16 protein-coding genes are annotated in these 18,005 nt (G+C 55.6%); 5 read left to right on the plus strand and 11 right to left on the minus strand.

Annotated features, from left to right (window positions below; all coding sequences use genetic code 11):
- Nucleotides 1–79: 79 nt before the first annotated feature.
- On the plus strand, nt 80–652 hold the full coding sequence (locus KJI95_RS18840) for a HupE/UreJ family protein (protein ID WP_349356760.1): 573 nt from the start codon (nt 80–82) through the stop codon (nt 650–652).
- Between the two features lie 16 nt (nt 653–668).
- Here the strand turns inward: KJI95_RS18840 and KJI95_RS18845 are convergent, their stop codons facing one another.
- The 4 genes from KJI95_RS18845 to KJI95_RS18860 all read right to left on the minus strand — a co-directional run bounded on the left by KJI95_RS18845 (nt 669) and on the right by KJI95_RS18860 (nt 6,141).
- Nucleotides 669–1,160: an AlbA family DNA-binding domain-containing protein gene (locus tag KJI95_RS18845; RefSeq protein ID WP_214508756.1), complete on the minus strand. Its 492-nt coding sequence runs from the start codon at nt 1,158–1,160 to the stop codon at nt 669–671.
- A 79-nt stretch (nt 1,161–1,239) separates the two neighbouring features.
- Nucleotides 1,240–2,529 (minus strand): sigma-54-dependent transcriptional regulator, encoded by a 1,290-nt coding sequence (locus KJI95_RS18850; protein ID WP_214508757.1) that lies wholly within the window; start codon nt 2,527–2,529, stop codon nt 1,240–1,242.
- Nucleotides 2,501–4,885 carry an ATP-binding protein gene (locus KJI95_RS18855; protein ID WP_250885962.1) on the minus strand — a complete coding sequence of 795 codons (2,385 nt, stop codon included), beginning with the start codon at nt 4,883–4,885 and terminating at the stop codon, nt 2,501–2,503. The genes KJI95_RS18850 and KJI95_RS18855 overlap by 29 nt, the downstream gene beginning before the upstream one ends.
- Nucleotides 4,882–6,141, minus strand: coding sequence for an ABC transporter substrate-binding protein (locus KJI95_RS18860; protein WP_214508758.1), 1,260 nt, complete (start codon nt 6,139–6,141; stop codon nt 4,882–4,884). Before KJI95_RS18860 ends, KJI95_RS18855 begins: the two co-directional genes overlap by 4 nt.
- Nucleotides 6,142–6,439: 298 nt before the next feature.
- Between KJI95_RS18860 and KJI95_RS18865 the strand changes: the two genes are divergently transcribed.
- Both KJI95_RS18865 and KJI95_RS18870 read left to right on the plus strand, forming a co-directional pair.
- Nucleotides 6,440–7,738: an MFS transporter gene (locus KJI95_RS18865; protein ID WP_250885963.1), complete on the plus strand. Its 1,299-nt coding sequence runs from the start codon at nt 6,440–6,442 to the stop codon at nt 7,736–7,738.
- Between the two features lie 72 nt (nt 7,739–7,810).
- On the plus strand, nt 7,811–8,827 hold the full coding sequence (locus tag KJI95_RS18870) for a porin (RefSeq protein ID WP_214508760.1): 1,017 nt from the start codon (nt 7,811–7,813) through the stop codon (nt 8,825–8,827).
- Between the two features lie 300 nt (nt 8,828–9,127).
- Here KJI95_RS18870 and KJI95_RS18875 read toward each other — a convergent pair whose 3' ends face one another.
- Entirely contained in the window at nt 9,128–9,286 is a 159-nt protein-coding gene (locus tag KJI95_RS18875; RefSeq protein WP_214508761.1) for a hypothetical protein, read from the minus strand.
- 4 nt (nt 9,287–9,290) lie between these two features.
- On the opposite strand from KJI95_RS18875, the gene KJI95_RS18880 reads away from it, so the two are divergent.
- Nucleotides 9,291–10,181 (plus strand): DUF72 domain-containing protein, encoded by an 891-nt coding sequence (locus KJI95_RS18880; protein ID WP_432653817.1) that lies wholly within the window; start codon nt 9,291–9,293, stop codon nt 10,179–10,181.
- A gap of 28 nt (nt 10,182–10,209) precedes the next feature.
- On the opposite strand, the gene ric is transcribed toward KJI95_RS18880, so the two are convergent.
- The 6 genes from ric to KJI95_RS18910 all read right to left on the minus strand — a co-directional run bounded on the left by ric (nt 10,210) and on the right by KJI95_RS18910 (nt 15,263).
- Nucleotides 10,210–10,914, minus strand: a complete 705-nt coding sequence (gene ric, locus KJI95_RS18885; protein WP_214508763.1) for an iron-sulfur cluster repair di-iron protein — start codon at nt 10,912–10,914, stop codon at nt 10,210–10,212.
- Between the two features lie 358 nt (nt 10,915–11,272).
- Complete coding sequence (locus KJI95_RS18890; protein WP_214508764.1) at nt 11,273–11,674, minus strand: DUF3718 domain-containing protein; 402 nt, start codon at nt 11,672–11,674, stop codon at nt 11,273–11,275.
- A gap of 482 nt (nt 11,675–12,156) precedes the next feature.
- Complete coding sequence (locus KJI95_RS18895; protein ID WP_214508765.1) at nt 12,157–13,314, minus strand: glutathionylspermidine synthase family protein; 1,158 nt, start codon at nt 13,312–13,314, stop codon at nt 12,157–12,159.
- Between the two features lies 1 nt (nt 13,315).
- Nucleotides 13,316–13,876, minus strand: coding sequence for a DUF1190 domain-containing protein (locus KJI95_RS18900; RefSeq protein WP_214508766.1), 561 nt, complete (start codon nt 13,874–13,876; stop codon nt 13,316–13,318).
- A gap of 10 nt (nt 13,877–13,886) precedes the next feature.
- Nucleotides 13,887–14,300: a DUF350 domain-containing protein gene (locus tag KJI95_RS18905; protein WP_214508767.1), complete on the minus strand. Its 414-nt coding sequence runs from the start codon at nt 14,298–14,300 to the stop codon at nt 13,887–13,889.
- A 219-nt stretch (nt 14,301–14,519) separates the two neighbouring features.
- The gene (locus KJI95_RS18910) at nt 14,520–15,263 is read right to left on the minus strand and encodes a hypothetical protein (protein ID WP_214508768.1); all 744 of its coding nucleotides are present in this window, start codon (nt 15,261–15,263) and stop codon (nt 14,520–14,522) included.
- A gap of 400 nt (nt 15,264–15,663) precedes the next feature.
- Here KJI95_RS18910 and KJI95_RS18915 point away from each other — a divergent pair, with 400 nt between their 5' ends.
- The gene (locus KJI95_RS18915; RefSeq protein ID WP_214508769.1) at nt 15,664–17,982 is read left to right on the plus strand and encodes an immune inhibitor A domain-containing protein; all 2,319 of its coding nucleotides are present in this window, start codon (nt 15,664–15,666) and stop codon (nt 17,980–17,982) included.
- Nucleotides 17,983–18,005 lie beyond the last annotated feature (23 nt).

Genomic DNA, 18,005 nt, shown 5'->3' on the forward strand with positions numbered 1-18,005 from the left:
GCCAAATTCACTGCCAATGGTGTGTTTACGCCCCGGCCGTGCGGTAAACAGGGGAAACTTCAGGGTGTTATATTTGCGCGTGCTGACAGGGTTGGCGACGCTGACGCTGCTTGGCGTGTCAGCGCCGGCCTTTGCCCATGATATTTATGCCAATCAGGGCTTCAGTGCCGGATTGCTGCACCCTTTTTCTGGCTTTGACCATCTGCTGAGCATGTTCGCTGTTGGCTTGCTTGCCATGCAGCTTGGTGAGCACGGCAAGATTGCCGTGCCCCTGGCTTTTATCGGCTTTATGCTGTTTGGCGCCGTTATCGGCATGCTGGATGTGCCCATGCTCTGGGTCGAGCAGGGCATTGCGCTGTCGGCGGTTATCTTTGGTGTGGCGCTGCTGTATGGCCGCGAGCTGCCATTATCCTTTGCACAGGCCCTGGTGGGGATTTTCGCGCTGTTTCATGGCCATGCCCATGGCAGTGAGATCCCCGAGCTTGCCAGTCCCGTCTGGTATAGCCTTGGCTTTATGCTGGGTTGCAGCCTGCTGATGCTGACCGGTGCCCTGGTGGCCTGGTATTTAAGCCTGATTGAGCCACAGCGGCCGCTGCTGAAAGGGCTTGGCGGCGTGATTGCGTCGCTGGGGCTTTTGTTCTGGATTTTGTGATCACTGCTTTTTGTGATCACTGCTCAGGCGGGCAGGGACGGTGCTGTTTTCTCAGCAGTTGGCTGACCTGACGCCGGCTGGCGCGCATATCGGATGAATCCACCCGAAAATAAGTGCCACCGAAGGGATCGCTGCCTAAGTAGACGGGTTTTTGATTGGCACTCGCCTGCGGCACATGTAAGCGGATAAGCTTTTTACCTGTCAGTTCAATTATTTGCACATCGGTCGGTGACAGGACATTACACGACACCCTGTGCCTGTCGCCCAGAATGCGCCAAATCTCCTCCAGCATGGGCAGCGGATTGGCGATGCCTTCGATAAAAAACTCACCGCGTACTTCGCGCACCCCAAGAATAATTTCGCCGCCCAGTGTGTTGGCAAAGGCGCTGTAGCTTTCCCACATGTCTTCCGGCAGTTGCCCCTGCCCATCGCGGCCAGCGGCAAGCTTGAATTCTACCTGCACCGATTCGTGCAGGTGCTTGATATCATCGAGGGCAAATTGGGTCATGGTCTGTCCTTGAACTGCATTTCCCTTTGATATAACACGCGGTTAAACCAAAGGCCAGCGCCCGGGGCAGCCTTGGGCGCTAACTGCGGCCGGGCTTGGACGGCTTAAAGCACTCTTTGTCGAGACCGTACTTTTTCATCCGCAAATACAGCTTTTTGCGCGGTACATTGAGGTGGTCGGCCGCCTCGGTTACTCGGCCGCAAAACAGAAACAGCGCATCCTCAATCAGGCGTTTTTCATAGTCTTCCACCAGTTCATCCAGCGGCCCCTTAAGGCTTGGCGATGCGGCGATGCGCTGCACATTGGCAAGCTTGACTATGCCAACCGCGTAAAGCTCGGCCACATTGCGAAGCTCGCGGATATTGCCCGGCCAGTGATGCTGGCGCAGGTTATCCAGATAGCGCGCCTCCACCACAGGCAGCTTGCGTGACAGGCGCCGGCAGCTTTCTTTAAGGAAAGTCATAAACAGCGGCTCTATGTCGGCGGTTCGCTCGCAAAGCGGCGGCAGTTTTATCCGCACCTGGGAGAAATAGTAAAAGCACTCAGGGGTCAGCTGCTGATTTTCCACCAGGGTTTCGGCCTGGGTTTCGAGAATGGCGATGGTGCGCACATCCTTGGTTTGGCGCCGCTCGGCTTCAAGTAAAAAGCTTGCCAGCCAGTGCTGGCACTCGTGGCTCAGCTGCTCAAGACCGCGAAGGATAAGGGTGCCGCCACGGGCACGCTCCATGGCGGCTTTAAGGCTCGCACTCTCTTCAATCAAAGCGCAGTCGAGCTGCTCGAGCGCGCCGCCGCTGCTTGGCCCAAGTCGGTGCAGCAGGCTTGCCAGGGTAGTACGGCCGACGCCGCGCGGGCCTTCAAGCATCAGATCCTGACTGGTGAGCGCGAGCTGCCCGAGCTGCTCCCGCAGTTCATTGATTTGGGCGCTGGAGCCAAGCAGTTCATCGGCGAGGGAATCGCGGATGGTTTCCCGCCGCGCAATCCACTGATGCCGCACTGTGCTTGCCTTTTTCACCAGTGCGAGGAAGGTGGGCGGATCGAGTGGTTTTTCAATAAAATCAAAGGCACCCATTTTCACCGCCTTGACCGCAAGCGGGATGTCGCCGTGGCCGGTGATCATGATGACCGGGATTTGCGGGTCGACTTTATGCACCTCTTCGAGCAGCGTCAGGCCGTTCATGGCTGGCATATAGATGTCGCTGATCACCACGCCATCCCATTCCCGGCTCAGGATCTCCAGCGCCTTTTGCGGCGAGCTAGTTGCCCGCACCATATAGCCGGACAGGCTGAACAGCTGCCGACAGGCATCCAGCACGTCTTCATCGTCGTCGATGAGCAGCAGGTCAGGCTTGATCTTCAGTGGGCTGTGCATGATTAAACTCCAACAACATCAGGGTATTGCCTGTAAGGGTACAGGCCAGTCGTATCTCGCCTTCCTGGCGCTCCATCAGGGTGCGGCAAATCGACAATCCAAGTCCGAGACCGACCTCCTTGGTGGTAATAAAGGGGCTGAAAAGCTTATCGAGCACCTCGGCGCTAAAGCCGCCGCCGGAGTCGCTGATGCCAAACAGCAGGGCGTGCTCGTCATGGGCGAGCACTTCCAGACGGATGCGGCGCTCATCAAGGCCGGCCACCGCATCGAGGGCGTTGACCAAAAGATTAATCAGCACCTGCTCGATTTCCACCGGATCGCCAATCACCGCGGCATCCGGGGCTATGTTGGTGTCGATGCGGCAATCTTCGCGCTTGATGCGCGGCGCGAGCAGCAGCAGGGCGTTGTCGGTCACCTCCTGCAGAGGCACCCGCTGGCGCAGGCGGGTTTGCGGTGCCTTGCGGGCAAATTCTTTGAGTGCGCCTATGATGCGGTGCATCCGCTGGCTCAGTTGCCCTATGCGGTCCAGGTTCTCGCCAAGCAGTGCCATCTCGCCCTGCTCGGCCGCCATCTTGCTGGTGTAGAGGAAGGTGGAAATGGCCGACAGCGGCTGATTGAGTTCGTGGGCCATGCTGGTCATGGCCTGACCGAGCACCGCCATTTTGGCGGCCTGGATCAGCTCGTCCTGGGCGCGCAGCAGGTCATTCTGCGCTTGGGTGCGCCGCTCCACTTCCGATTCCAGCTCGTTGTTTTTGTGTTGTAAATCAAGGGTGCGTTCGGCGACCCGCTCCGACAGCTCGCGGGTGTTGAGCTCCTGTCGGGTCATGTCGGTGATGGTGATCATTACCCTCGGCTCACCGGCCTGCTCGAAACGGCGAAAATCAAATTGCCAGAAACTCGGGCTTTCGCCTTCGTCGCCAAGCTCCACCAGACATTGGCTCTGGCCTGCGCTGAACAGCGGGCTTAAGCGGGTGAACTGGCGCGCCAGCTGCTCGGCCGCACGGCGCGGAAACGCCTGCCACAGTAAGCTCAGCTCAGGCTCATCGCCAAGGGGCAGCAACAGGCGGGCGCGCGGGTTGACCGACTCGATGGTGCCATTCAGCGCGCAGGTGATAAGGCAGGCCTCGGTGTTGTTGATAAGGTTGAGCGCATTGGTTTTATCCATCAGCCGGCGCTGCTCGCGAAACTGCTGCAACTGGGCGCCGAGGCGACCAATCTCATCGCTGCCCTGCACCCGTATTGGGCTGTTCATGTCGTTGTTGCACACCTTATCCAGATCCGTGCTGAGCTGATCAAGCCTTGCAATCAACCGCTTTGAAATCAGCGCTGTAAGCACAAAAGTCCCCAGCACCAGCGAGATTGCCAGCATCAGCAGCAGCCAGCGTTTGCCCTGACTGACCTGTTGGTTGGTGGCCTCGACCAGCGCACCGAGGTTGGCATTGGCCTCAGTCACGGCGGTCACTACCTGGGCATGATACGGCTGGATAAGGTCGTTGAGTTTGGGCGAGAGTGCTTGCAGCTGCTGCTGATTGGCCACATCTTCTTTCAGGAGCTGATGCAGGGTGCCTTCGGGTTTCACCAGTTCAATCAGTTCCTGCAGAATTTGCCTGTGGGTCACGGTGGAAGGGTAACTCGCCAGCTGGGTGTTGAGCAGGCCAAGCTCATCAATCTGAAAACCGATAAAGGAGAAGGCATGCTCCAGCTCGCGCTGATGGCGCTGGGCGATGATTTCGGCCGACAGCTGATGCAGCTCGTTTTCTTTGATGGCCATGTCCTGCAGCACCGAAAACTCTTCGATAACCGAGTTGATGGTGCCCGCCGAGGTGCGGTTACCAAGCTGGGCGCTTAAGTGCCAGGCCACTTCCTGCAGCAGCGGCGTCATTTCATCTATCAGATCCTGATGCAGCCGCCCGAGCTGCTTTTGCAGCGATGCCAGCGACTGCGCCAGCGCCAGCCGGTGACGCAGCAGTCGGTCCTGGGCATCCAGCAGTTGCTGAAGCTGGTTAAAGCGCTCGATTTGCTTACTTTTATCTTCTTCGCTGTGCAAATTAACCAGATAAATGCCTTCCAGCTCGGCCATGGCCTCGTTTACCTGCCGCTCCAGTGTCAGCAGGCCGACCTCGTCTTCGGTGGCGGGCAGGCGACTGAGCAGATGCAGCAGCCGGTTGCTGACCCGCTCCAGCCGGTAGGTGTTGTTGATGGTCGGCACACTTTCGCTGATGATGCCGCTCACCTGGGACGCCAGTTTGTGCCACATGGCAAGGCTTGTCAGGCCCAGCACCAGGGTTAAAAACAGCATCGACAGGAAGGCAATAAACAGCCGCCGCCCGAGGGGAGAGTGTTTGAGCCGGATCATGGATACTCCAGGGTGCGCACCTTGGCCATGGCCTGCTCGAGCTGGTCGGCGACCTGCATCCGCCAGCGCTGCATGGTGCGCTCCATCTCGGCCGACGGCTCCTGCTCGTAACCGGCAAACAGCTGCTGCATCGCGCCTGAAGTGGCCTCGGCTTCGGTGATGGGCACCTTGCTTGCCAGCGCCTTGGCGGCGGCGATGGTTTGCTGGTTGGCTTCGGTTTGTTTCATGGCGCCTTCGGCCTTGATAATCGCCTCCCAGGTGTAGCGCAGCTTGGGCACCTGCTGTGAAATCGCCTGTTCAAACAACGCTTTAATTACGTTGTTGCGCATAAACAGCCGCTCTTTGTCGATAACAAAGCGGCTGTGGCTGGCAAGGGATGCATCGCTTAAGCGAATTTTCGACAGCGCCGGCTGGCTTAAATTGGCCTGGCCGGTTTCCGACAGTAAGTAACTGATAAAGCGTTTGGCGGTATCCGGGTGGCTGGCACTGGCCGACAGGGCACAATAGGTCGGCAAAATCACTGTGTCCGGCAGGTAGTTGAAATCGACATAGTTAAAGTGGCTGCGGGCGGTATTGGCGTAGTTGTCGATAACCGGGCCTGCGCCCACCAGGCCGCGGCTGATGGCGTCACTCACGCCAAAGCTTCGGGCCGACAGCGACGACAAATTGCCGCCAATGCGCATCAGCAGTGCCCATCCATTATCCCAACCTTCTGATTGCAGAATATTTTCAACCATCATATGGGTAGTGCCCGAATGGGCGGGTGAACTCATCATCACATGGCCGCTGAATTCGGGCCGCGCCAGATCCTGCCAGCTTTTGGGCTGCGGCAACTGGTATTTGCTGAGGTAATCGCGGTTGTACATCAGCCCTATGCCGGAGTAAGCCACCGGCAGCACGTAGTCGCCCGAGGGCAGGCTGTGGCTGCCAAGCCAGGGCGGCATGTCGAAGGGCTGGTTGAGTTTGGCCAGCAGTTTGTGCTCTGCCAGCGTCTGAAACAGGGTCGGCGATGAGGAAATGATAAGGTCGACCTTGGGCTGGTTATCGTCGGTCAGCAGGCGGATGGCGGGCAGGGTGCGGCGGTACACCACCCGAACCTGACATTGTTCCCGCGCCGAAAAATCATCGACCAGCGCCTTGAATGGCAGCTCGGAAAACGAGGTCAGGATCACCAGGCAATTCTCCTGCGCCCGTGCGGTTGCAGGCAGGAAAAGGCACAGCAGGATCAGCAGTGAACGCAGCAGTTTTTGTGTCATGGCTCAAATTTCTTTAATCATTTTTTAACGATTTTCACACTTGTCTGAGTCGGATTTGACCCAGAGTTGGCCGATTATTCTGCAATTTCTGTCCAGCAAGAGTGTAGCCATTCCCATTTTGACCCGGAAATTTTTCTATTTGGGTTAATTCTGACTCAATTCCCTTACTTTGCCTCCGGGATTTGCGACTGAAAAGATGCCCCCAAGCCGGGAGCCCCCGATCCCGGCGAACAAAAAAATCTGGTTGGGAGATTGGCATATGTTTGAATTTTTCAAAACGCGGCCGGACAAGCCCCTCATGGAAGGGTCCCCCGAGAAAATCCGCTCTGTTTACAAGAAGTACCAATGGCAGGTGTTCCTTGGACTGGTGTTTGGTTACGCCATGTTCTACGTCGCCCGCATGAGCTTGAACGTGGCCAAAAAGCCGATGTTGGATGCTGGAATCGTTACCCTCGAAGAGCTCGGGGTGATTGGTTCTGCGTTCTTCCTCACCTATGCGGTGGGTAAGTTCTCCAACGGCTTCTTGTCCGATTACGCCAATATCGGCCGCTTTATGTCGATATCACTTGGCTTGTCTGCCATTACCTGTTTGCTGATGGGTATGAACACGGCAACCTTCTTCTTCATCCTGCTGTGGGGTGTTAACGGTTGGTTCCAGTCCGTGGGCAGTGCGCCTTCCTGCGTGTCCATTTATCAGTGGTTCTCGCCCAAGCAGCGTGGCTCTGTGTACTCCATCTGGGGTGGCTCACGTAACATCGGCGAAGGTATCACCTGGATCCTGACCGCAACCATCGTCAGCTTCTTCGGCTGGAGAGCAGGTTTCGTGGGTGCCGGTATTGCCTCTCTGGCAGCGGCGTTTGCCATGTACCTGATGCTCAAAGACAGACCACAAACCTACGGTCTGCCTGAGCCAGCGGTTGCCTATGGTGAAGAGCCTGAGATTGCCAAAAAGTCTGACCCGAAAGAAATCCGTCGCGCCCAGCTGTTTATCCTCAAACAGCCGACAGTATGGCTGATTGCGCTGGCGTGTGCTGCTATGTACATCTCACGTTATGCCATGAGTTCATGGGCTGTGCTGTACCTGCAGGAATCCAAGGGTTACAGCCTGATTGACGCCGGTTTTGCCATGTCAGCTTATCCGATTGCCGGTTTTGCCGGTGCGATTCTGGCCGGTATCATCTCCGACAAGCTGTTCAACGCTAACCGTCATATCCCGACTCTGCTCTACGGTGTGGCCAACATCGCCGGTATGTGTCTGATGTTCTGGGGTCCTGAAAGCCGTATGGTGGACGCCGTTGCCCTGGGTCTGATTGGCTTTGCCATCGGTGGTCTGGTAGTGTTCCTGGCCGGTCTGACCGCCTGTGACCTGATGCCAAAAGCCGCTGTAGGCGCCGTGAAAGGCTTCATCGGTCTGTGTTCTTACATCGCCGCCTCGGCGCAGGAACTGGTGTCATCCATGCTGATCAAGACCAGCGAAGTGAACGGTGTCACCCACTATGACTTTGCCACTGCCCAGTACTTCTGGCTGGCGGCCTCGGTTGTGTCGCTGCTGCTGGCGCTGACCGTATGGAACGCCAAGAAAGTGGTGAACTTCTAATCCGACATGCCCCCGGGTTCGGGCCCGGGGGCTGTTTTCAGGTACAGTTTTAGATTGCGCAAGGATTTGATTATGAAAAAAACACTGATCGCGATGGCAACGCTGCTCCCTGCTTTTTCTTCCATGGCGGCTGCCGATTTCTACGGTCGCATCAATTTGTCGGTCACAGATTCTGAGTTGGGTGTTGCCGCCCAAAACGGCAAGGCTGGCACAGTATTGGAAAACAACTCTTCCCGGATTGGCTTTAAAGGCGGTGAAGAACTGAGCCCCGGCCTTAAGCTGTTCTACCAGCTGGAATTTGGCGTCGATAACTTCGACAACTCAGGTAAAACCTTCAAACCGCGTAACAGTTTCCTTGGCGTGAAAACCGATTTTGGCGCCCTGAGTGTCGGTCGTAACGACACAGTATTCAAAACCGCCGAAGGCAAGGTGGATATTTTCGGCACCACCAACTCGGATATCGACCGCCTGCTGCCGGGCCAGACCCGCGCCGGCGATTCCCTGACCTATCAATCGCCCAAGCTCGCTGACCTGATTACGGTTAACGGCACTTACCTGATGAGCGATAACTACGACGGCGACAACGCCTATGCCCTGTCCACCACCCTGGGTGACAGCGGCCTTAAAAATCAGCCCTGGTATGTGGCGCTGGCCTACAACAAGGGCATAGACGGCGTGGATGCCGCCCGTCTGGTGTCGCAGGTTAAGCTCGGCGAGGTGACCCTTGGCGGCCTGCTGCAGCAAAGTGAACATCAGGACGCCAAATACGCCGCCCTCGATGGCGACACCTGGTTTGTTAACCTCGCCTGGGACATAGGCAAGACCCGGCTTAAGTTTGAATACGGCCACGACGATGCCGGCCTTGGCAAATACGTGTCGCGCTTTATCAAAGCCGAAACCAGCGGCTCGCTCGCCGATGTGTCCAATGTGGATCTGAATCAGCTCAGCGTTGGCGCCAACTACAAGGTGTCCAAAACCACGCAGCTGTGGGGCCACTACACCCGATTCGATGGCGACCTGTTGCTCGCCGGTACCAGCGTCGAGCTGGACGATGACCTGATTACCCTGGGAGTGCGCTACGACTTTTAAGTTGTAAGCCGGTTTCCACTGTAAAACTGCTATCTCAAGCGGGCATTGGCTCGTGATTGGTCCTTCACCCTGGGCAATGGCCGCCGGGCGCCTCTTCACCGGCGGTCAATTTTTTTGCTCAAGGCGTGGGATGTTCGATGGGTAAGCCCGAATATCCCGCCGCCTTTTAGCGGCTTTAAGTACTTAACTCTTTTTTCTCAGTTCTCAGCTCTCAGATCTCGGTCCTCAATGCTTTGTGCAAAGCCAGCTATCGCGAAGTCAAAGCCCGGCCACATTCCCCAAACGCAAAGCCTGACAAGCTCAGCCCGTGACAAGCGCAGCCCGCTTGGGTAAGGTTGGCTTCACCATTTCTTTGCCATCTATCATGACTTTCGCATCGCATCCGGCATCACTCGATTCATCACGCTCGTCAGCACAGCCGTCATCGCACTCGTCAGTGCCAAGGCTGCGGCTTGGCATGGCCATGTGGTCCCACAGCGGCTGGAAAGCATGGCTCACGGCGGATGCCGGTTCACCTGCAGGCCTGAGTCCGAGTCAGGAGCGGCTTGCCGCCTACGCCCGCTGTTTTGATACGGTTGAAGGCAACACCACCTTTTATGCCCTGCCGGCGGCGCACACGGTAAGCAGTTGGAATCTTGCCACGCCGGAGGATTTTCGCTTTACCTTCAAGCTGCCATCCCGCATTACCCACGAGCTGGCACTTGGTAACTGCCGCGACGAAGTGAATCAGTTTTTTCAGCTGATGGAGCCTGTGATGGCTAAAACGGCGCTGTGGAAAATCCAGCTGCCCGCCCGCTTTGGTCCCGAGTCGCTGCCCCTCCTCGCTGAGTTTATCGATAATCTGCCCAAAGGCCTTGGAATAGGCGTTGAAGTGCGTCACCGCGCCTTTTTCGCCAAAGGTGAGGCTGAACAGGCACTTAACCGACTGCTGATGGAGCATGGGGTAAATCGCATCATCATGGATACCCGGCCGGTGTTTGCCCTGCCGCCAAGCAGCGATGCCATTATCGATGCTCACAATAAAAAGCCGCGGGTGCCCGTGCATGCCATCGCCACCGCCGCTATGCCTGTGGTGCGTTTTATCGGTCAGCCCGTGGGCATGATAGGCGCAAACGAGGAGATTAAAGATAACAAGGCGTTTTTTGAGCCCTGGATTGGCAAGCTTATTCAATGGCTTGCAGAAGGCCGCTCGCCTTATCTTTTTATCCACACTCCGGATAACAGCGATGCGCCCGAGCTTGCCCGGCTGTTGCTGGCCGAACTCAGGCAGGTGGCTACGCAGCAGGGACTCGTGTGTCAGCTGCCCGACCTTGAGGCTGGCCTTGCCGCGCCACCGCAGCTGGGACTGTGGTGACGCGCCTTGCGGTTCAGCCCCCTGTGATTTAACTCATTGACAGCTCGAGGGTCTTTGGAAACAGCAGGTTGTTTTCCAGATGAATGTGGCGGTGCAGATCGGCCTCAAATTCCGCCAACGTCTGATAGCAGATACGCCAGGTGGTGCAGGCGTATTCGGGGGCCCGGTAGTTGTCGGTGAGCTGCCTGAGCTTGGCAAGTATGGTACCCGCTTCGTCGTGCTCGTACTCCATGGCGCGGATAGGATTGCCGATATGCCCAAAACAGCCATTGACTGACTCGCCCGCCGCCAAGGCTTTCACCGCCGGAAACAGGATTTGCTCTTCTTTCATCAGGTGCGGCATCAGGTCGTCGACCAGTGCGCGGATCCAGCCGGTGAGCGGTTTTATCACTTCATAATGCTCGCCATGGGCGCGCAGCATCTTCTCGGCATATTCCAGCAGCAGTGGCGCGGTATTACGCACATAGTTGTGATGCTTTTGTTCAATGTAATCAATCAGCTCTGCCAGAGGTAACTGTGCCAGTGCATTGTCGGGCTGACCCTCGGTTGTCTGGCTGTTCAGGGCCTCGAGCACCTTGGTGGCATCGGCGCCGGCGCGCTCACAGGCTTCCAGCAGGATACGGCCACCGCCACAGCAAAAGTCGATATTGAAGCGGGAAAATACGTGGGCACGGCGAAAATCCTGTGCCACCAATTCGCCGACCGGAGTTTGAAGCAGGGTGTGTGCGCTCATAATGCATTCCTTAGGTGTAATAATGATGCATGTTAGAGGGGCGTTCGAGCCCTGCAACGAAAGCTTGAGTGTTTTTCTGGGTTAATCACATTCCGGACTGCATAATATGCCCAAAGGGGTAGGCCTTGAATGAGCCGATTTGCCTGGCTCGGCTGGTATAGCCCGGCTTGTATGTCCTGCTTGTATGTCCTGCTTGTATGTCCTGCTTGTATGTTCTACTTGTATAGACAGGCTGAGATTGCTCGGTGGGCGAGATTGGCGCACAAACCCGGGTAAAAAGCCAAGGCGCAAGCCATATCAAACCCCATGGCCAACGCCTTGATCAAGTTACTGTTTTAGCCTGTTACTGTTAATGCCGTTATTGCTTGGACGACACCTTTACGTACACCACCTCGTCGCTGCCGCTCGCGGCCGAGGCGCTGAGGTCGCGAATGGTCACGTTTTCAGTCGCCTTGTTTTTGGCCATCGAGTGGCTTGCCAGATAACGATAGGTTTTGTCAGCGCCATACTGATGCGCAAACTGGGCGAGACTTGCGCCATTGCAGCGCACGCTGTTGGCCTGATAACGCGGGCTGTGGGCGCTTTCATTGACTTCGGTTTTCAGTTTGCCAAGCCGATTGCTGGCGGCGACCACACACAGGCGGGTTTCCTGGCTGTTGTCGGTGGCGATAAAGCGGTATTCGGTGGCGCTGGCGCTGTGGATGGTGCCAAAGCTTGCAATTATCAGTGCGGCCGGGGCGAGCAGAGTGCGAATGTTCATAACCAGATTCCTTGTCTTGACCAAATTGCCCAAGCCCGCGGCGCGCTATGAGTAGCCCGGGCCTGTGTTGCGTCGTTGAGCATGTCATCGGTGCCTTGGGCCAATCCAACAGCCTGTTTGCACCCCGTGGCGTGCCCGTATCCATAAGCCATGGCGGTGTGGACGCAGACCGCCCGCAAACCCGCCTTGGCTTACCTTGGGGATTGTGGCGACAAAGGGCATGGGATGCTGTAAGCAGATGTAGGAGACTTGTATCAGTTTGGAAATTCTGTCGCGGCAGGTTTCTCGGGGTAACTGACTGTGTCAGTTGACAGAATTTGACACAGGTTGCTCAGGCGAAAGTAGGTGCTGGTTTAAGCGAAAATGCCGCGTTATTCATAGCAGCTGAGATAGCCAAATCCGGGGCGTAAAAAAGCCCGGCATCGGCCGGGCTGTAATCTTGCCTTACTCAGGCACTCTCGATTAAAAGCAGCAAAAGCAAATCAATCAAGAATAATGTGCGGCAAAAAGCGCGAACTGTCCTTGGTGATAAGGCTCATATCTTCCCGAAGGCCGATACCGGCGGCGCTGTCGCCCACCACCCAGCTGCCAATCAGGGTAAAGTTGCCATCAAAGCAGGGCAGGGGTGCCAGTGCCTGGCGAATAAAGCCTGAGTCGGTGTAAGGGCCGGGTTCAGTCAGGGTGTCGCCGTTAAAGTCGGTCAGGCTGATGTTGGCGCCTTCGCGGGAATACAGCGGCTTGCGTACCCAGCCATTGCCGACCGTACTGCCTTGCTCTTTGGTTTCAAAGTGCGCTTCGAGCAGATTGGGGTGCCCCGGGAATTTTTGCCACAGCAGCGGAAGCAAGCCTTTGTTCGACAAAAGCATTTTCCAAGGCGGCTCGATAAAGCGGGTCTGGCTGGTGAGCAGGCTTGGGCCAAAGTCTTCCCGCACCATAAACTCCCAGGGATAGAGCTTGAACAGCGACTCAATCGGATTGCCCGCCATATCGATCAGTTGGCCGTCGGCAAGGCCGATGGCGCTGATGTCGATAAAACGGCTTTCTACCCCGGCTTGCATGGCAATGTCCATCAGGTAATCGACATTGCCTCTGTCTTCAAATCTGTCGTCTATGCAGCTGAAATACAGCGGCTTTTGATGGGGCAGACTCAGCAGCGCCAGCTCCAGCTTTTCCTGCAGCGAGTTGAACTGATCCACGCTTTGCGGCAACAGGCCGGTGCGAACCATGTCTTCAAGCCAAATCCACTGGAAAAAACCTGACTCGTAAATCGAGGTCGGGGTGTCGTAGTTAAGCTCTAAAAGCTTGGCAGGCCCCTTGCCGTTGTAGCACAAATCAAACCGGCCATAGAGATGCGGATCGCGCCGATCCCAGCTGTCTTTCAATGCCTGCCAGCAATACTCAGGCACATCGAGGGCGATAAGCTTTTGTTCACTCGCAAGAATATCCGGCACCAGCGACAGTGCCATCTGGTGCAGCTCTTCGGTGGGATCTTCCAGATCCTGCTCAATCTGGCGCAGATTGAAACGGTAATAGGCGGTTTCGTCCCAGTAGGGCTCGCCATCGAAGGTGTGGTAAACAAACCCCAGCTCTTTGGCCAGCTCGCGCCAATGGGGGCGCTCGGCAATCTTAATCCGTTCCATATCAGCCGCCGTAGCTGCCGCCGCCTGAGCTGCTTTCGGCGCGTTTTTGCGCCTGCATGCCAAAGCCGCCGCGCGACACTATGTTATTGGAGCGGGAAGCCAGCGATGATTTGAATACCTGGGTCTGGCCGACATTGCGGGCAATCGGCTTGTTGCCTGAGCTGCGAAACGTGGTCTGATCGTCCCGCGACTTATACAGTGGCCGTCCCATCAGGGTTTTCTTTTTCTTTTTGCCATCGATATCGATAAGGCTGCCCATCAAAAAGCCAGCCATCAGCGGCGTCACCCAGCCGTTGGATCGGGCTTCGCACTTTTCGTCGCCAAAATCGGCTTCACATTCCTGCTCGGTCAAATACTTGGGCGCTGTTTCATTGTGATTTTGCACCGCTTCATCGTGGGCGATACGGCACTCGTCCTCATCGCCACCAAAGCTTTGGCACTGCTCAATGGTTTCGAATACCAGTGCGTTTTCAGGCGCTTCGCTGCAACCGCTGATAAAAAAACTGCCGGCGGGCGCCATCAGCATCAGGGCTACGTGGCGGCTTCGTTTGCTATTGGCCATCTGCCGCTCCTCAGTAAGTCATAGAGGCTGCGTTAAGCAGGCCCACAGCAATGGCCACGCTGGCCATAAACACCCCGGCAGCCACATCACCATTGCTGATGCGCGCTGGCAACTGGCGCAGAGTCAGGCGTACGCATACAAAGGTCAGCAGCTGCACCAGCAGCGCCACCAGTGCCCACAGGGCGCAGTCGGGCAGCGACAGTGAGTTTTTAATGGCGCTCGACAGTGGCAGCGCAAAACCAATCAACGCGCCACCAAAGGCGATGGCAGCGGCGCTGTTTCCTTCGCGGATAAGCGCCAGTTCATGGTGGGGTGTGAGCCAAGAGTAAATGCGGGCAAACAGCAGCAGCGCAGCGGCGGCAAGGCCAAAATAGGCGGCAAATGCAGGCAGCCCTTGGGCTGAGGCGTACAGAGTATCGAGCATGGGGTATTCCTGTCCCTGGATAAAATAAAGGCGAATATATTCCGCTAATTAGGGTTAATTGCCAAGCAATAATGCACCCGCGCGGGGTGCATTTTTAGCCGTGGCAGCAGCCATGGGCGCTGATTGTCGCTATCGCTTTTATCAGGCCGCTTTTAGCCGCATTTTTTATTGTGCTGCTGGCTCGGCTTTATGCTGACCACTCAGGTTTAGGCTGAAGGCTCAGCTTTGTGCTGAAGGCTCTGCCGCGCTTGGTTTGCATCGCGGCAGCAATTTGGCACCAATAAAGCAAACGAGAGATGGGCCAAACAGATAAAGGGGCCGCGACAGTATGCCGTAATTGGGCGTGCGCTCGGCATTTGCCATGGTACCGGCACTGGCATTAGCACTGGGATTTGTATCGACATCGACACCTGGCAAGGCTGGCGCATTGATAGCACCTAGCAGCTCCCTAAGCCCAGCCGCTTCAAACAGGCCAGCGTAACCGAGCAGCACCAGCAGCACTATCAAAACGCCGCTGAGTAACACGATGATAAGGCTAATCTTTTCAATGGTGTCCAGCAGTTCGTTAAATTGCGCTGGCACCATTAAGCGGGTATAGCCCAGCAGTACAGCGCAAAAAAGCACCGCGGATGCGACGTGCCAACCTTGGGACTGCCAGTCAAAGGGCTGTGATATCCACACCATCACTATTATCCAGAGTGGCATATATGAAATCAGCGATTTAAGCGGCTTATCCCAGGCATAACTGATAGAGATAAAAATAATAGAAATCAGCAGTGCGAGTGGTAACGTCATTAAAATTCCTTTTACAGCCTCTTTTGAGAAATGCAGCTTTTTGAAACAGGCAGTTTTTAAAAAACTGCTTTTGAAACAAACTGCTTTCAACAAAAACGTCAGTCCTGATTTTGGTGTTTTCAGTATTTTGCGGAAATAATCAAAGCTTGAAATTAATTGGTATGCCATCCTCTATTTATTGGTATGCCATCCTCTATTTATTGTAATTCTGGTCGTATTGCATAGCAGGCCGAAATAACAGGCTGAAATAGCAGGCTGAGGCGGCAAGTTAATAATTAACATTGAATCAATGCCTAAAGCAACTGAGGCTTTGATGATTTACAAAGCGGCAGAGTATTGAATGTTTAGCTTATTGTTGCTTGTTGTTGAGTGTTGTTGCTTGGTCACATTAATTAAATGGCGCGCAGTACTGTAACTACTCATCCGATCTTCTATTCATTTACCCCATTTGTTACTTCTTTGTGTTGATCTTGTTTTGTATGTGATCAATAGTCATTCCTCGCTCGTTTTTTGAGCAGATGTTTTTGTTAAGACGAAGGAATGACACAACAGAATTTCGGGGGAGAAAATGATTCGGAAATCTCTTATCGCCTTGTCGGTAGCCGCCGGTGCCTGCATCGGTTTGCCGGCACTGGCAGCAGACAAACCTGAGCTGCATCAGCAGGGCGGCTTTGATATGGCCATTGCCGATGAGCACAAGCTTATCGCGATGTTAAAGCAGTCGGGCAAAATTGCGCAGAACGCCACCTTGAACGAAGCCGAGCAGGCGCTTGGTAACTATTTACGTGAGCGTCAGGAGCAGGAGCGCATTCGCGCAGGTTCGGTTTCTGACGAGGCCATCAAGCAGTTTGGTCTGGGCAATAAAAACCACTTTGGCGGCGCGCTGCAGCATGGCGGCGGCAACAAACTGGGGATTGGCAAACAAAACAAGCCCGCGCCACTGATGCTCGAAACCTATCAGGGCGAGCAGCGCAGCGCGAAAATTCTGGCCATTTTGATGGAGTTTCCGGATTTTCCCCACAACAGTATTCAGCCCGGTGAAACCGGCATGTATTACGAGGACTACACCCCGGCGCACTACGCAAGCCTGATGTTCGGCCAAAACGGCTGGACCGGCCCAGCCGGGCAGAACTTCGTTTCAATGAAGCAGTATTACGAAGCGCAGTCGGGCAACAGCTATTCAGTCGAAGGTCAGGTAGCCGGTTGGTATATGGCGCAGCACAATGCCGCGTACTATGGCGGCAATCCCTCCGGCAATATCCGTGCGCTGGTGCGTGAGGCATTGGCCGCCGCAGCCGCCGACCCGACTGTGGATATGTCGCAGTTCGACATCGAAGACAGATACGATCTCGATGGCGACGGCAATGTGTGGGAACCTGATGGGCTGGTGGATCACGTGATGATAATCCACTCCAGCGTGGGCGAAGAAGCCGGTGGTGGTCAGTTGGGTGAAGATGCCATTTGGTCGCACCGTTGGAACCTCGGCAGCGTGTTCAAAATTCCCGGTACTGCAACGCCTGCACCTTACTGGGGCGGCAAGATGGGCGCGTTTGACTACACAGTGCAGCCAGCCGATGGCGCTGTGGGTGTATTTGCCCACGAATACGGCCACGATTTGGGCCTGCCCGATGAATACGATACCCAGTACACAGGTCGCGGCGAGCCGGTGTCGTCCTGGTCCATCATGTCCAGCGGCAGCTGGGCCGGTGTGCTTGGCGGCACCGAACCAACCGGTTTCAGCGCCTGGGCAAAAGAGTTTTTGTCAAACCGCTGGGGTCTGAACTGGCTGTCTGGCAGCACTATTCATTTCAATGATATTCCTGCCGATGGCATCACAGGCCTTTTGGATCAGGCGGTTTCCAAGGGCACCAACAACGATGCCATCCGCATCGACCTGCCCGATAAGGAAAACATCATAGTTACCCCCACCAGTGGCCAGTATGCCTACCATGGTGGTTCAGGTAACAATCTTCGTAATCAAATGGTTATGCCGCTGGATTTGAGCTCAGCCAGCAGCGCCAGCGTCAGTTTCAAGGCATGGTTTGATATCGAAACCGACTGGGATTACGGCTATGTGATGGTTTACAACCCAGCCACCGACACCACTGAACCCGTCGCAGGTAACATCACCACCAACAGCAACCCCAATGGCCAGAGCTTTGGCAATGGCATCACAGGTCAGTCAGATGGTTGGGTTGATGCCAGCTTTGACCTGTCGGCCTATGCCGGTCAGCAGGTGTACCTGATGTTCTACTACTGGACCGACGGCTATGTTGCCAACCCCGGTCTGTACATCGACGATGTGCAGGTATCGGTTGATGCAAACAGCAGTGCTGACGATGCCGAAGGTGCTGGCCTGTTCACCCTTGACGGTTTTACCAAGGACACAGGTAAGTTCTTCACCCCACACTACTATCTGGTTGAGTGGCGTAATCATCAGGGCGTCGACCAGGGTCTCAAGCACATCAATGTGGCGGGCAAGTTGATGGAGTTCAACGAAGGTCTGCTGGTGTGGTATGTCGACCCCTCGTTCGACAACAACTGGGTGGGTGTACACCCCGGTGATGGCTTCCTCGGCGTGGTTGATGCCGACCGCCAGACCAACCTGTGGAGCGGCGGTGATGTAGCCTCGACCCGCTATCAGATCCACGATGCCGCCTTTAATCTGGACAAGTCAGCCAAGCTGACCCTGGATTTGAAAGATGCATACGATCTGTTCCTGCGCGACAACTTCACCAAGCGTAACCCTGTGTTTGATGACAGCACTTCATTTATCAGTGCCGACATCCCGGATGCAGGCCGCAACGTGCCTAACTACGGTCTGAAAATCCGCGTAGTCAGCCAGAGCGACGACAAGTCTGTAGGTCAAATCCTGATCTACAAATAAGCCACTCGCAGGGCTTAGAACGA

Source organism: Shewanella jiangmenensis (genome assembly GCF_018596335.1).
Taxonomy (GTDB): domain Bacteria; phylum Pseudomonadota; class Gammaproteobacteria; order Enterobacterales; family Shewanellaceae; genus Shewanella; species Shewanella jiangmenensis.

Coding starts and splice junctions, on each gene's coding strand:
- KJI95_RS18910 (WP_214508768.1), bottom strand. CDS start 15,263: ATGGCATACCAATTAATTTCAAGCTTTGATTATTTCCGCAAAATACTG.
- KJI95_RS18860 (WP_214508758.1), bottom strand. CDS start 6,141: ATGACACAAAAACTGCTGCGTTCACTGCTGATCCTGCTGTGCCTTTTC.
- KJI95_RS18900 (WP_214508766.1), bottom strand. CDS start 13,876: ATGGCCAATAGCAAACGAAGCCGCCACGTAGCCCTGATGCTGATGGCG.
- KJI95_RS18850 (WP_214508757.1), bottom strand. CDS start 2,529: ATGCACAGCCCACTGAAGATCAAGCCTGACCTGCTGCTCATCGACGAC.
- KJI95_RS18870 (WP_214508760.1), top strand. CDS start 7,811: ATGAAAAAAACACTGATCGCGATGGCAACGCTGCTCCCTGCTTTTTCT.
- KJI95_RS18905 (WP_214508767.1), bottom strand. CDS start 14,300: ATGCTCGATACTCTGTACGCCTCAGCCCAAGGGCTGCCTGCATTTGCC.
- KJI95_RS18895 (WP_214508765.1), bottom strand. CDS start 13,314: ATGGAACGGATTAAGATTGCCGAGCGCCCCCATTGGCGCGAGCTGGCC.
- KJI95_RS18845 (WP_214508756.1), bottom strand. CDS start 1,160: ATGACCCAATTTGCCCTCGATGATATCAAGCACCTGCACGAATCGGTG.
- KJI95_RS18880 (WP_432653817.1), top strand. CDS start 9,291: ATGTGGTCCCACAGCGGCTGGAAAGCATGGCTCACGGCGGATGCCGGT.
- KJI95_RS18890 (WP_214508764.1), bottom strand. CDS start 11,674: ATGAACATTCGCACTCTGCTCGCCCCGGCCGCACTGATAATTGCAAGC.
- KJI95_RS18865 (WP_250885963.1), top strand. CDS start 6,440: ATGGAAGGGTCCCCCGAGAAAATCCGCTCTGTTTACAAGAAGTACCAA.
- ric (WP_214508763.1), bottom strand. CDS start 10,914: ATGAGCGCACACACCCTGCTTCAAACTCCGGTCGGCGAATTGGTGGCA.
- KJI95_RS18855 (WP_250885962.1), bottom strand. CDS start 4,885: ATGATCCGGCTCAAACACTCTCCCCTCGGGCGGCGGCTGTTTATTGCC.
- KJI95_RS18875 (WP_214508761.1), bottom strand. CDS start 9,286: ATGCCAAGCCGCAGCCTTGGCACTGACGAGTGCGATGACGGCTGTGCT.
- KJI95_RS18915 (WP_214508769.1), top strand. CDS start 15,664: ATGATTCGGAAATCTCTTATCGCCTTGTCGGTAGCCGCCGGTGCCTGC.